Below are 13,886 nucleotides of genomic sequence, written 5' to 3'. Positions count from 1 at the left end.
CGTCCTCCCCCTCCCCGGCGGCCCGAGCTCAGCCGAGCGTCGCCACCATGACCGCCTTGATCGTGTGCATCCGGTTCTCGGCCTCGTCGAAGACGATCGACGCCTCGGACTCGAACACCTCGTCGGTGACCTCCAGCGCGTCCAGGCCGGTCCTGCGGTAGATCTCCTCCCCCACGGCGGTCCCCCGGTCGTGGAAGGCCGGCAGGCAGTGCATGAACCTGGCGGCGGGGTTGCCGGTCGCCCGCATGACCTCGGCGTTGACCTGGTAGGGCGTGAGCAGCGCGATCCGCTCGTCCCACACCCCGGCCGGCTCGCCCATCGACACCCACACGTCGGTGATGACGAAGTCGGCGCCGCGTACGCCGTCCGCGACGTCCTCGGTGACGGTGATGCCCGCCCCCGTCCCGGCCGCGACCGCGCGCGACGGCCCCACGACCGTCTCCTCGTCGGGCCAGAGATCGCGCGGGGCGACGATGCGGACGTCCATGCCGAGCAGCGCCCCGGCCGCCACGTAGGAATGCCCCATGTTGTTGCGCGCGTCGCCCAGGTAGGCGTACGTGACCTCGCGCAGCGGCCTGCCGCTGTGCTCGCGCATGGTGAGCATGTCGGCGAGCATCTGCGTCGGGTGCCACTCGTCGGTCAGCCCGTTCCACACCGGGACGCCCGCGTGCGCAGCCAGCTCCTCGATGCGCCCCTGGCTGGATCCGCGGTACTCGATGCCGTCGTACATCCGCCCGAGGACGCGCGCCGTGTCCTTCATCGACTCCTTGTGGCCGATCTGCGTCCCGCCGGGGTCGAGGTAGGTGACGTGGGCGCCCTGGTCGTGCGCGGCGACCTCGAACGCGCAGCGGGTGCGGGTGGAGGTCTTCTCGAAGATGAGCGCGATGTTCCTGCCCGCCAGGGCCCGCGTCTCCGTCCCGCCGCGCTTGGCGGCCTTCAGCTCGGCCGCCAGGTCGATGAGGTACCCGAACTCCTCCGGCGTGAGGTCGAGTTCCCTGAGCAGGCTGCGCCCCCGCAGGTCGGCCGCCATCAGGCGTCCCGGACGAGCGGGCAGCTCATGCAGCGCGGGCCGCCGCGGCCTCGGCCGAGCTCGCTGCCGCGGATCGTGACGACCTCGATGCCGGCCCTGCTCAGGTGGTGGTTGCTCGTGGCGTTGCGCTCGTAGGCGATCACCACGCCGGGCGCGACGGCCAGCACGTTCGCGCCGTCGTCCCACTGCTCGCGCTCGGCGGCGAACACGTCCTGGGTGGGCGTGAGGACCTTGACGCCGTCCAGCCCGAGCGCGGCGGCGACGGCCCGGTGCATGTCCTCCGGCGGATGATCGGTGATCTTGAGTTCCTTCTCGTTGTCGCCGGGCTCCACGGTGTGGGACGGCAGCATGCCCATCCCCGCGTACTTGGTGAACACCCCGTGGTCGACCATCGTCAGGACCGTGTCCAGGTGCATGAACGCCCGCTTGCGCGGCATCCGCAGGGCGACGATCCGGTCGCAGGAGCCCGCGGCGAACAGCGACTGGGCCAGCATCTCCACCGCCTGCGGCCGCGTGCGCTCGCTCATCCCGACCAGCAGGCTGCCGTTCCCGAGGACGAGCACGTCGCCGCCCTCCAGCGTCGCCGGCGCCATCGCGGTGCCGCGGTTCCACACGCGGTACCCGCCCTCGGCGGGCCGGTCGTAGCCGGCCGCGAACAGCGGATGCCAGCGGTAGACCGCCTCCATGTTCACCGTCTCGCGCATCCTGGCCTTCATGCGCATCGTGTTGATCGACACGCCGTCGTAGATCCAGCAGGACGTGTCGCGCGTGAACAGGTGGTTGGGCAGCGGCGGCAGGACGAACCCGTCCATCCCGATGGAGTGGAACGCGATGGACGCCGGCTCGGGCATCCGCTCCAGCATCTCCCGCTTGGTGATGCCGCCGATCAGGAACACCGCCAGATCCGGCACGTCCATGGCGTCGAAGCAGTTGCGGATCGCGTCGGTGGCCAGCGGGCCGAACCAGTGCGGGTCGACCACCCGGTCGAGGATGTGCCGGCGCGCCTCGGGGATCGTGACGGTCTCGGCCAGCAGGTCGATCAGCAGGTGCGTCCGCACGCCCTGGGCGCGCAGGACGTCCTCGAACTCCCGGTGCTCCTCCACCGCCCGCCTGACCCACAGGACGTCGTCGAACAGCAGCCCGGCGGCGTTGGAGGGGGTGAGCCGCTTGAGCGACAGCTCGGGCCTGTGCAGCAGGACCTCCCGGAGCCGCCCGACCTCCGAATCGACGCGGAACGCCATCCCCACCTCCCCGGAGCACGGCCACGGCGCCGCGGCTCCCCCAGATCGCGGATTCCCCCGGGCGCGGCGGCGAAACTAGATCGACTTCCACCGGGCGGCTTCACCGCGGCCGCACGCGCGGACGCCCGGGTCCGGGCGCGGACCTGTCCTGCTCCGGACCTAAACTCGTCACCATGACACCCCCCGGAGACGGCGCGGTCGAAATCGACTCGCTCGCCAAGCGCTACGGCCCGGTGACGGCCGTGGACGGCCTGTCGCTCAGCGCCGCCCGGGGCGCGGTCACCGCGCTGCTCGGCCCGAACGGCGCCGGGAAGACCACCACGATCGAGATCTGCGAGGGGTTCCGGCGGGCCGACGGGGGCACCGTCCGCGTCCTCGGCCTGGACCCGGCCGCCGACGGGCGCGCCCTGCGCCCCCGGGTCGGCGTGATGCCGCAGTCCGGCGGCGTGCCGGGCACCGCCAGGGCCGGCGAGTTCCTGCGGCTCGTCGCCTCGTTCCACACCGCGCCGCTCGACGCCTCCGCCCTGCTGGAGCGGCTCGGCCTCACCGACCAGGCCCGCACGCCGTTCCGGCGGATGTCGGGCGGGCAGCAGCAGCGGCTCTCCCTGGCCGTCGCCGTGGTCGGGCGGCCCGAGCTGGTCTTCCTCGACGAGCCCACCACCGGGCTCGACCCGCAGGCCAGGCACGCCACGTGGGACCTGATCGGCGAACTGCGCGCCGCCGGGGTGTCGGTCGTGCTCACGACGCACAACATGGAGGAGGCCGAGCGCCTCTCCGACCACGTCGTGATCGTCGACGGCGGCGGGGTCGTCGCCCAGGGGAGCCCGGAGGAACTGACCGGCGCCGAGCGCCAGCTGCGGTTCCGCGCCCGGCCCGGCCTCGGCCTGGAGGAGCTGCTCGCGGCGCTGCCCGCCGGGAGCGCCGCCAAGGAGTCGCCCGCCGGGCACTACCTGATCGAGGCCGACGTCCGGCCCGAGCTGCTGGCCACGGTCACCGCCTGGTGCGCCTCGCACGGCGTCATGACCGAGGACCTGCGGATCGAGCGGCGCACGCTGGAGGACGTCTTCCTGGAACTCACCGGACGGGAGCTGCGCTCGTGACGACCCCGCTGGACCTCGCCCCCGCGCCGGGCGCCGCGCCGCTGCCGCGGATGATCCTCTCCCAGGCCGGCTACGAGTTCCGCGCCGTGCTGCGCAACGGCGAGCAGCTGCTGCTCACGCTGATCATCCCGGTGGTGCTGCTCGCGCTGTTCAGCGCCACGTCCCTGGTCGACCTCGGCGCGGGCCGCCGCGTCGACTTCCTCGCGCCCGGCATCCTCGCCCTCGCGGTGATGTCCACGGCGTTCACCGGCCAGGCCATCGGCACCGGCTTCGAGCGGCGCTACGGCGTCCTCAAGCGGCTCGGCGCGACCCCGCTCCCGCGCGGCGGGCTCATCGCCGCCAAGACGCTCAGCGTGGTCGCCGTCGAGGCCGTGCAGGCCGCGGTGGTCTGCGCGGTGGCGCTGGCGCTCGGCTGGCACCCGCACGGCGACCCCGCCTCGGTGTTCGCCCTGCTGGTGCTCGGCACCGCCGCGTTCAGCGGGTTCGGGCTGCTGATGGCCGGGACGCTGCGCGCCGAGGCCACCCTCGCCGCCGCCAACCTCGTCTACATCCTGCTTCTCGTCCTCGGCGGCGTCGTCTTCCCGCTGGACCGGTTCCCCGGCGGGGTGCGGTCCGCCCTGGAGCTGCTGCCGATCTCGGCGCTGTCCGAGGGGCTGCGCCAGGTGCTCCAGCACGGCGCCGCGTTCCCCGGAAAGCCGCTGGCGGTCCTCGCCGTCTGGGCCGTCGCGGGCCTCGCCCTGGCCGCCCGCTTCTTCAGGTGGGAGTAGCGCATGGCCCTGTCCGATGCCCCCGGCTCGTTCGGCGGCGCGCCCCGCTCCGCCCGGCCTTCCTGGTCGCGGGCCGTGTCGTCGCGGAAGCTGTCGCTCGGGTCGGTGCCGCCGCCCGCGCTGATCCTGGTCGGCATCATCTCCCTGCAGGTCGGCGCCGGCCTGGCCAAGCACCTGTTCGACCGGCTGCCGCCGAGCGCCGTCGTGACGATGCGGCTGCTGACCTCGGCGATCGTGCTGGGTTTCCTCACCCGCAAGGCGCTGCGGACCGTCCTGCGCGACCACTCGCGCTCCAGCCTCGCGATCGCCGCCGTCTTCGGCCTGGCGCTGGCGCTGATGAACTTCTCGATCTACCAGTCGTTCTCGCGGATCCCGCTGGGCGTCGCGGTCACGATCGAGTTCCTCGGGCCGCTCCTGGTCTCGATCGTCGCCTCCCGGCGCCCCCGCGACGCGCTGTGGGTCGTGCTGGCGGGGGCGGGCGTCGTCATGCTGGCCAAGGGCGGCTCCGGCGCACTCGACCCGGCCGGCATCGCGTTCGCGCTGCTGGCGGGGGCGTGCTGGGCCGGCTACATCGTGCTCACCGCCGCGACCGGCCGGCGCTTCCCCGGCTCCACCGGTCTGGCGCTCGCCAGCGTCGTCGGGACCGTCGCCGTCCTCCCGCTCGGCGTGGCGTCCGCGGGCACCGCGCTGCTGGACCCGCGCCTGGTGCTCATCGGCCTCGGCGTCGGGCTGCTGTCGTCGGTGATCCCGTACTCGCTCGAACTGGAGGCGCTGCGGCGGATGCCCGCCCGCGTCTTCGGGATCCTCATGAGCCTGGAGCCCGCCGTGGCGGCGCTCGTCGGTGTGGCGCTGCTCGGCGAGATCCTCACAGCCCGGCAGTGGGTCGCGATCTGCTGCGTCATCGTCGCCTGCGCGGGCGCCACCCGGAGCCGGAAGGAACCGCCCGAGGCGCCCGAGGCCTGAGCGGTGGCGGCCCCGTGTGGCAGCGTGGAAGGATCGGAACGTCGCGATCATCAAGCCGGAGAGGAGCCGCCGTGATCGGCCGGAGCGAGGACCAGGGGATTCCGCCCGAGTTCTTCGAGGCGGGGTCGGCGTCGTTCGTCGACTTCCTGCGCCTGCACTCCCCTGACCTGCTGCCCGTCAACCGGGTGCCCGAGGGGGACGCGCCCGAGCTGCCGCACGGGACGACGGTCCTGGCGCTGACGTTCCCGGGCGGCGTCATGATGGCCGGCGACCGGCGCGCGACGCAGGGCCACCGCATCGCCTACCGCGAACTCGACAAGGTGCAGCGCGCCGACGAGTACTCCGCCGTCGCCTTCGCGGGAACGGTCGGGCTGGCGCTGGAGATGGTCCGGCTGTTCCAGGTGGAGCTGGAGCACTACGAGAAGATGGAGACCGTCCCGCTCTCGCTGCCGGGCAAGGCCCGCCGCCTCGGCGCGGTGATCCAGGCCAACCTCGCTCAGGCCCTCCAGGGGCTGGCGGTCGTCCCGCTGTTCGCCGGCCTCGACCCCGAGTCCGGCGAGGGGCGGATCTTCACCTACGACATCACCGGCGCCCCGCAGGAGGCCCGCGGCTTCCACGCCGACGGCTCCGGCTCCCCGTACGCGTCCGGCGCGCTGAAGAAGCTCTACCGCGACGACCTGTCCCTGGAGGACGCCGCCACCGTGTGCGTCCAGGCCCTCTACGACGCGGCCGACGACGACACCGCCACCGGCGGCCCCGACCCGACCCGGCGCATCTACCCGACGGTCGCGGTCGTCACCGCCGACGGCTACCGGGCGCTGCCGGCCGAGCAGGTCGAGGCGATCACCGGGGAGGTCGTGCGCGGCCGCGGCGAGCGGCCCGGCGGGCCCGCCGCGCCCCTGCGCTGAGCGCCGGAAACGTCGTACCCGCCTTCTAGACTCGGCCCATGGCACGGGCGAACGACGAGGCTGCGGCCCTCATCCAGGAACTGGCCGACCTGCTGTCCATCACGGGCGGCGACGCTTTCAAGATCAGGGCGTACGAGAAGGCGGCGCGGGCGGTCGCGGGCCACCCGGGCGACATCGCCGGCCTCGACCTGGCCGGGCTGCGCACGATCCCGGGGGTGGGCGACGCGATCGCCAAGAAGCTCCTCGACTACAACACCACCGGCACGATCCGGCAGGTGGAGGAGCTGCGCACGCAGATCCCCGCCGGGGTCCGGGCGCTGACCGCGATCCCCACGCTCGGCCCGAAGAAGGCCCTCGCCGTCTACGAGGCGCTCGGCGTCTCCTCGGTGGACGAGCTGGCCGCGGCCGTCGAGGAGGGCAGGCTCCGCGGGCTCAAGGGCTTCGGCGCCAAGACCGAGGAGAACATCCGGCACGGCATCGAGCTGATGCGCGGCTCCGGCGAGCGCGTCCTGGTCGACGCCGCGGCGGGCGTCGCCGACGAGGTCGTCGCGGCCCTGTCCGCGCTGCCCCAGGTGGAGCGCTGCGCCCACGCCGGCTCGCTGCGCCGGATGCGCGAGACGATCGGCGACGTGGACGTGCTGGCCGCCTCCCGCGACCCGCGTCCGATCATGGAGGCGTTCACCGCGCTCCCGTTCGTCGCCGAGGTGATCGCGGGCGGCGACAAGAAGACCTCGGTCCGCACCTCCCGGGGCCTGCAGGTCGACCTGCGCGTCGTCCCGCCCGAGTCGTGGGGCGCCGCGCTCCAGTACTTCACCGGCTCGCAGGCGCACAACATCCGCACCCGCGAGATCGCCGTGAAGGCGGGGCTCAGGTTGTCGGAGTACGGGCTGTTCCACGCCGGGACCGACGAGCTGATCGTGTCGAAGACCGAGGAGGAGGTCTACGAGCGCCTCGGCCTGCCCTGGGTCCACCCCGCCCTCCGCGAGGACTCCGGCGAGATCGAGGCGGCTCTGAAGGACGAGCTGCCCCGCCTGGTGACCGTCGAGGACCTGCGCGGAGACCTGCACAGCCACACCGACCTGACCGACGGCGTCGCCTCCCTGGAGGACATGGCCGCCGCCGCGCGGGACCGCGGCCTGGAGTACTACGCGATCACCGACCACGCGCCGAACCTGGTCATGCAGCGCATGACCGACGAGAAGATGCTCGCCCAGCGCGCGCGGATCGCCGAGCTGCGGGAGCGGTTCCCCGGGCTCACGCTCCTGCACGGCACCGAGCTCAACATCGATCCCGACGGCGGCGTCGACTGGGACGCCGACTTCCTGTCCGGCTTCGACGTCTGCGTCGCCTCCGTCCACTCCCACTTCACGCAGGACGAGGCGAGCATGACCCGGCGGCTCGTCCGGGCGTGCGAGAACCCCCACGTCCACGTGATCGGCCACCCCACCGCCCGCAGCATCGGCCGCCGGGCGCCGGTGAACGCCGACTGGGACGAGGTGTTCCGCGCCGCCGCCCGCACCGGCACCGCGATGGAGATCGACTCCTTCCCCGACCGCCTCGACCTGCCCGCCGACCTGGTCCGGCGCGCGAAGCGGTTCGGCGTGAAGTTCTCCGTCGACACCGACGCCCACTCGGTCGGCCACCACCGCAACATCCGCTACGGCGTCGGCACCGCGCAGCGGGGCTGGCTGACACCCGACGACGTCGTCAACACCTGGCCGCTGGAGCGCCTGCGCGCGTTCCTGCGGAAGGCCTGAGCCCGGGTCAGGCGGGCTGGGGCGCCTCGGCGGGGCGCGGGGCCGCCGAGGCCGGTCCCGCGGCGGCGGGGACGGGGCCCCGGTCGCGCAGGGCGAAGAACAGGCGGAACGCCGCGATCCACATCAGCACCGCGCCGAGCATGTGCAGGAGCACCAGGCCGGCGGGGACGCCGAGGAAGTACTGGACGTAGCCGACGGCGCCCTGCGCGACGATCAGCCCGGCCAGCTCGTGGGCACGGCGGCGGGCGGCGGCGGGCGCTCCCGTGCGGTGCAGGACCACGATGGCGATCAGCGTCAGCGCGATGGTGAGCCACGCCAGCTCGCCGTGGATGCGGGCGACGTCGGTGATGTCGAAGCCGTAGCGGCGCGACTCGGCGTCGCCCGCGTGCGGGCCGGTGCCGGTGACGACGGTGCCCGCGACGAGCACGGCGGCGCAGGAGACCAGCAGCGCGGCGGCGAGGCGGCGCGTCCAGGGCCCGGCGAGCGGCCGGGGCGCCCCGTCGCCCTCCCCCGCGCGGATCCACAGCGCGACGCAGAACACCAGCAGGGCCGGTGAGACCAGGAAGTGCAGCGAGACGGCCGCCGGGTGCAGCTTGGACAGCACGACGATGCCGCCGATCACCGCCTGGGCGACGACGCTCATCGGCTGGGCCAGCGCCCACCGCACCAGGCTCCGGCGGCGCGGACGCAGCCGCAGCGCGGCGACGAACACCAGCACGCCGACGCCCAGCACCACGAAGGTGATCAGGCGGTTGCCGAACTCGATCGACATGTTGAGCACGTGGTGCTCGGGGTTGTGGGTCGGCACGAGGCTGTCGCCGGAGCAGCGCGGCCAGTCGGGGCAGCCGAGGCCGGACTTGGTGACCCGGACGGCGCCGCCGCTGACGACGATCACCACGTTGCCGATGACGCCGATCAGCGCGAGCAGCCGCAGGGACCCGGGCGTCGGGCGCCACACGGCGTTCCAGGTCCGGATCAGGAGGTTGGACGACTCTCGCTCTGCCACGGCACCAATCGTATGGCCGGGTCCCGATGGCCGTGACCCGGCCCCCGTCCACCCCCCGCGCCGCTACTCCGGGGTCCGCGGGTCAGCCGCCGTAGGGGCCGGGCGGCCGCGGCGGCAGGAAGCCCGACGGCCCCTGCCGCGCCCACGGCGGCCCCGCCTGGAGGCCCGCTCCGGGGCGCGGCGGGGTGCGCAGGAACGCCTGCCTGGCCAGTGACATCAGTTCGAGCAGCGAGTCGCGGCGGGTCACGAACCAGCGCTGGTCCGCGACGCCCCGGTCGACGCGCTTGTGCAGCAGCGCCAGCTCGGTCGCCGCGAGCTGGTAGTCGACCATGGCGCGCCCGGCGGACGCGCCGCCGACCGAGCGGGCCCAGCGGCGGGCGGCGCGGCGCGACGGAATGGAGCGCAGCATCCGCACGTCCTGCGGCGTCACCAGGCCCGTCCCCGCGTACATCGGCAGGTAGGCCTCGATGCGGCGCACGGTGCCGCGCCGCTCGACGAACACGATGACGATCAGCGCGACCAGGACGCAGAAGTCCAGCAGGTAGACGATGCCGAGGCCGCCGAGCCCGAACGTGGCGGCGCCGTTCCACAGCCCGTGCAGCACCATGGCGCCGAGCAGCCCGGCGAGCGGCGCGAGGATCTGGCCGCGCCGGTGCGTGGCGGCGTAGGCGACGCCGAGGCCGGTCATCGAGGTGAACAGCGGGTGGCTGAGCGGCGCGATCAGCCCCCGCAGGACGAACACCGCCTGGAGCTGCTGCGCGCCGCCGTCCTCGAACGCCCGCATGTAGTAGGTGACGTTCTCCATCATGGCGAAGCCGAGCCCGACCATGGCGGCGTACATGATCCCGTCGGCGAACCCGTCGATCTCGTTGCGGCGGAACCACAGCATGCCGAACAGGACGGCGCCCTTCAGCGCCTCCTCGATGACCGGCGCGCCGAAGACGGCGCTGACGAAGTGGCCCTCCGTCTCGCCGAAGATGGGCACGGTGACGTACAGCATCCCGGCGGTGTTGAGCACGAGGGCGCCCAGCACGGCGACGCCCGCGCCCCACATGAACGAGAAGGCGAGGGCGCGCGGCGGCTCGGGCTCCAGCCGGTCGAGGGTGAGGGCCAGGGCGATCAGCACGGGGATCGGCAGGATCGCGAGGAGGACCCCGACCCAGAAGCCGGCCCCGCCGAGCGCGGCGTCCGTGCCGAGCGCGACGACGGCGCACAGCCCGGACACGGTCATGCCGAGGATCAGGCCGACCGGGGGCCGCCCGGGGACACGGCCTTCGAGCACCGCCTTGGGATCCATGCTCGCCATAACGCGAAAGCGTAACGGCAGGTCGCACCGACCGCTAAGGGGCGGGCGGTCCCCGCGGCGGCGCGGGAGCGCGCCGGTCAGTACAGGAGCGGGTCGATCGCCACGGCGGTGAACAGCAGCGCCAGGTAGACGTTCGAAAGGTGGAAGAAGCGCATCGGCCGCAGGTGGACGCCGGTCACCCCGGCGCGCACGGCCTTCAGCAGCCGGTGCCCCTCGGCCAGGAAGACCAGCCCGAGCACGACGGCGACGGCCCCGTACACCGGGCCCATCCCGGCGACGGGCCACAGCAGCAGCGAGCAGGCGACGGTGGCCCAGGTGTACACGAGGCTCTCGACCACGACGCGGCGCTCGGACGCGACGACCGGCAGCATCGGGACCTTGGCGACGGCGTAGTCCTCGCGGTAGCGCATCGCGAGCGTCCAGGTGTGCGGCGGCGTCCAGAGGAACACCACGCCGAACAGGACGAGGGGCGTCCAGGCGACGCTCCCGGTGATGGCGGCCCACCCGATGAGGACGGGCATGCACCCGGCGATGCCGCCCCACACGACGTTCTGCGAGGTGCGCCGCTTGAGCAGCAGCGAGTAGACGAAGACGTAGAACAGGATCGCGAACAGCGAGCCGGCCGCGGCGACCGGGTTGACCGCGAGCAGGAACCCGGCGGTGGACAGCACCGCGAGCGTCACCCCGAAGACCAGGGCGCGGGCCGGGGTGACCTGGTGGCGGGCCAGCGGGCGGCGCCGGGTGCGGCGCATCTTGGCGTCGATGTCGCGGTCGATGTAGCAGTTGATCGCGTTGGCGGCGCCGGCGGACATGGTGCCGAACGCCAGCGTCAGCAGCACGGTGGACAGCGGCGGCACGCCCCGGTCCGCCAGGAACATCACCGGGATGGTGGTGATCAAGAGCAGCTCGATCACGCGCGGCTTGGTCAGCGCCACGTAGGCGCGCACGCTCGCGCCGGGCGTGCGCCGGGCGGCCCGCTCGGCGGGGGGCGGCGCGAGCCCGGACGCGGGCGCCTCCGGCACCTGCTCGTCCAGGTCGATCCCGCGCTTGTTACTGAGCACCGTCACAATCGGGTCCACGTCTGACTAGGGATGGGAAATCGGTACCACCCTGGCGGCGCCCCGCGATCGGGTCGGCCTCGGCTGGGTGCGACTTCGGCTGGGTCGTCTTGCCGCGGCCGCTGGCGTCAGCCGCGCAATCACTGTAGTCCGCCCCCTCCGGGGAGCGCGCACCGGGTCGCCGGACGCGCCGTGCTCGCCGCCGGCCGCCCCGGCCGGGCCGGGGGGCGATGTCGGATCACCCGGCGGATCACCCGTGCGGGGGGTTAGTCGGCGGGGCGTCAGGGCAAGGGTGCATGAAGCGCCGCGGCCCGGTGCCCGGCGTGCGCCGCAGCGGTTCCGCGCCCCCGCCTGCGGCGGCCCTCCCGCGCGATAGGCTCGCGGCTGGGCGCGGGCATGATCTTCGCCCCCGCCCCGTACGGCCGTGCGGGGCGGAGGAAGAGGCGCCGCACCGCCGGGGTTGTGCCCTGTGAGGGGTCCGCGGGGCCGCCGGCGCACAACATTGAAGAGCGGTTCTTTGACATCGGTTCGAGAGGAGCCTGGCGTTTCCGTGAGCAGGGACAACAGCACGTTTGAGTGGTCCGACCAGGACCGGCGCGCGGTGGACGTGATCCGCGCCCTCGCCATGGACGCGGTCGAGGAGGCGGGCTCCGGTCACCCTGGGACGGCGATGAGCCTCGCGCCGGCCGCCTACCTTCTCTTCCAGCGGTTCCTGCGGCACGACCCGACGGACCCGCACTGGGCCGGGCGGGACAGGTTCGTGCTGTCGTGCGGGCACTCCAGCCTGACCCTCTACATCCAGCTGTACCTGTCGGGCTACCCGCTGACGCTGGACGACCTGAAGTCGCTGCGCAAGTGGGGCAGCCTCACGCCCGGCCACCCGGAGTACGGGCACACCGCGGGCGTGGAGACCACCACCGGGCCCCTCGGGCAGGGCATCGCCAACGCCGTGGGCATGGCGATGGCGGCCCGCCGCGAGCGCGGCCTCTACGACCCGGACGCGCCGGAGGGCGAGTCCCCCTTCGACCACACCATCTGGGCGATCGCGTCCGACGGCGACATCGAGGAGGGCATCAGCCACGAGGCGAGCGCGCTGGCGGCGCACCAGCGCCTGGGCAACCTGGTCCTGCTCTACGACGACAACCACATCTCGATCGAGGACGACACGGCGATCGCGCTGTCGGAGGACGTGCGCGCCCGGTACGCCGCCTACGGCTGGGACGTGCACCACGTCGACTGGACGCAGGACGGCGACTACGAGGAGAACGTCGCCGCGCTGGCGAAGGCGTTCGCCTCGGCCAAGGCCGAGACGTCCCGCCCGTCCTTCATCGCGCTGCGCACGATCATCGGCTGGCCCGCGCCGAACAAGAAGAACACCGGCAAGATCCACGGTTCGGCGCTCGGCGCGGACGAGGTCGCCGCGACCAAGCGGATCCTCGGCATGGACCCGGCCGAGAGCTTCCGGGTCCCCGAGGACGTGCTGGCCCACGCCCGCGCCGTGTCCGACCGGGGCCGCGCCGACCACGCCGCGTGGGCCAAGACCTTCGACGTCTGGCGCTCGGCGAACCCCGAGCGGGCCGCGGAGTACGACCGGATCTCCACCCGGACGCTTCCGGCGGGCTGGGAGGAGGCGCTGCCGGAGTTCGAGGCGGGCGGGTCCATCGCGACCCGCGCGGCGTCCGGCGAGGTGCTGGCCTCGCTCGCGCCGGTGCTGCCGGAGCTGTGGGGCGGCTCGGCCGACCTCGCGGAGAGCAACAACACGACGATGAAGGGCGAGCCGTCCTTCATCCCGGAGGAGTTCCAGACCAAGGAGTTCCCCGGCCACCGCTACGGCCGCACGCTGCACTTCGGCGTCCGCGAGCACGCGATGGCCGCGATCTGCAACGGCATCGCCCTGCACGGCGGCACCCGCCCCTACGGCGGCACGTTCCTGATCTTCAGCGACTACATGCGCCCGGCGGTCCGGCTGGCCGCGCTGATGAAGCTGCCGGTCACCTTCGTCTGGACGCACGACTCGATCGGCCTCGGCGAGGACGGCCCGACCCACCAGCCCGTCGAGCACCTGTGGGCACTGCGGGCCATCCCCGGCCTGGACGTCGTCCGCCCGGCCGACGCCAACGAGACGGCGGTGGCGTGGCGGACGATCCTGCGGCACGCCGACCGCCCGGCCGGCCTGGCGCTGACCCGGCAGAAGCTGGCGACGCTGGAGCGCGGCGGCGAGCTCGCGTCCGCCGAGGGCGCCGCCCGGGGCGGCTACGTGCTGGCCGACGCCGAGGGCGGGCGGCCCGAAGTGATCGTCATCGCGACCGGCAGCGAGGTGGAGCTGGCGCTGCAGGCGCGCGAGACGCTGCAGTCCGAGGGCACCCCGACCCGCGTCGTGTCGATGCCGTGCGTGGAGTGGTTCGAGGAGCAGACCGACGCCTACCGGCAGGAGGTCCTGCCGCCGGGCGTGCGCGCCCGGGTGTCGGTCGAGGCCGGCGTGGCGCTCGGCTGGCGCGGCTACGTCGGCGACGCCGGCGAGTCGGTGAGCCTGGAGCACTTCGGCGCCTCGGCCGACTACAAGACGCTGTTCCTGCAGTTCGGCATCACGTCCGAGCGCGTGGTGGCGGCGGCCAAGGCCAGCCTCATCAAGGCCCACGCGCCGGGCGCCGGGCAGGGCGAGACGACCGGCAACTGAGTCGGGGCCCGCGAGGCGGGCGGCGCCCGCGCACCCCTGGGCTCCGCCCGCCCGCCCCCGGCGGGGCGACGAA

At 73.7% G+C, this 13,886-nt stretch carries 11 protein-coding genes; 6 read left to right on the top strand and 5 right to left on the bottom strand.

Annotated features, from left to right (window positions below):
- Positions 1-28 precede the first annotated feature (28 nt).
- Together argF and ACQEU6_RS05095 are read right to left on the bottom strand one after the other, a co-directional pair.
- Positions 29-1,030: an ornithine carbamoyltransferase gene (gene argF, locus ACQEU6_RS05100; RefSeq protein WP_499329429.1), complete on the bottom strand. Its 1,002-nt coding sequence runs from the start codon at positions 1,028-1,030 to the stop codon at positions 29-31.
- On the bottom strand, positions 1,030-2,271 hold the full coding sequence (locus ACQEU6_RS05095) for an arginine deiminase (protein WP_499329428.1): 1,242 nt from the start codon (positions 2,269-2,271) through the stop codon (positions 1,030-1,032). Before ACQEU6_RS05095 ends, argF begins: the two co-directional genes overlap by 1 nt.
- 173 nt (positions 2,272-2,444) lie before the next feature.
- Here ACQEU6_RS05095 and ACQEU6_RS05090 point away from each other — a divergent pair, with 173 nt between their 5' ends.
- The 5 genes from ACQEU6_RS05090 to polX all read left to right on the top strand — a co-directional run bounded on the left by ACQEU6_RS05090 (position 2,445) and on the right by polX (position 7,766).
- Complete coding sequence (locus ACQEU6_RS05090; protein WP_499329427.1) at positions 2,445-3,371, top strand: ABC transporter ATP-binding protein; 927 nt, start codon at positions 2,445-2,447, stop codon at positions 3,369-3,371.
- A 50-nt stretch (positions 3,372-3,421) separates the two neighbouring features.
- Positions 3,422-4,138, top strand: coding sequence for an ABC transporter permease (locus ACQEU6_RS05085; RefSeq protein WP_499340090.1), 717 nt, complete (start codon positions 3,422-3,424; stop codon positions 4,136-4,138).
- A gap of 3 nt (positions 4,139-4,141) precedes the next feature.
- Positions 4,142-5,101, top strand: coding sequence for an EamA family transporter (locus ACQEU6_RS05080; RefSeq protein WP_499329426.1), 960 nt, complete (start codon positions 4,142-4,144; stop codon positions 5,099-5,101).
- 71 nt (positions 5,102-5,172) lie between these two features.
- Positions 5,173-6,009 (top strand): proteasome subunit beta, encoded by an 837-nt coding sequence (prcB, locus tag ACQEU6_RS05075; protein ID WP_499329425.1) that lies wholly within the window; start codon positions 5,173-5,175, stop codon positions 6,007-6,009.
- A 38-nt stretch (positions 6,010-6,047) separates the two neighbouring features.
- Entirely contained in the window at positions 6,048-7,766 is a 1,719-nt protein-coding gene (polX, locus tag ACQEU6_RS05070; RefSeq protein WP_499329424.1) for a DNA polymerase/3'-5' exonuclease PolX, read from the top strand.
- 7 nt (positions 7,767-7,773) lie between these two features.
- Here the strand turns inward: polX and ACQEU6_RS05065 are convergent, their stop codons facing one another.
- The 3 genes from ACQEU6_RS05065 to ACQEU6_RS05055 form a co-directional block, all read right to left on the bottom strand.
- The gene (locus tag ACQEU6_RS05065; RefSeq protein ID WP_499329423.1) at positions 7,774-8,772 is read right to left on the bottom strand and encodes a COX15/CtaA family protein; all 999 of its coding nucleotides are present in this window, start codon (positions 8,770-8,772) and stop codon (positions 7,774-7,776) included.
- Positions 8,773-8,854: 82 nt separating this feature from the next.
- A complete protein-coding gene (locus ACQEU6_RS05060) occupies positions 8,855-10,078 on the bottom strand; it encodes a PrsW family intramembrane metalloprotease (RefSeq protein WP_499329422.1) in 1,224 nt (407 codons plus the stop codon).
- Between the two features lie 77 nt (positions 10,079-10,155).
- A complete protein-coding gene (locus tag ACQEU6_RS05055; protein ID WP_499329421.1) occupies positions 10,156-11,145 on the bottom strand; it encodes a heme o synthase in 990 nt (329 codons plus the stop codon).
- Between the two features lie 541 nt (positions 11,146-11,686).
- Here ACQEU6_RS05055 and tkt point away from each other — a divergent pair.
- The gene (tkt, locus tag ACQEU6_RS05050; protein WP_499329420.1) at positions 11,687-13,813 is read left to right on the top strand and encodes a transketolase; all 2,127 of its coding nucleotides are present in this window, start codon (positions 11,687-11,689) and stop codon (positions 13,811-13,813) included.
- Positions 13,814-13,886: the final 73 nt, after the last annotated feature.

Origin of the sequence: Spirillospora sp. CA-108201 (assembly GCF_050936235.1) — a bacterium.
In the GTDB taxonomy this organism is placed as follows: Bacteria; Actinomycetota; Actinomycetes; order Streptosporangiales; family Streptosporangiaceae; genus Spirillospora.
The sequence above is the reverse complement of the archived record's forward strand: the minus strand, read 5'-3'. Positions and strand labels throughout refer to the sequence as shown.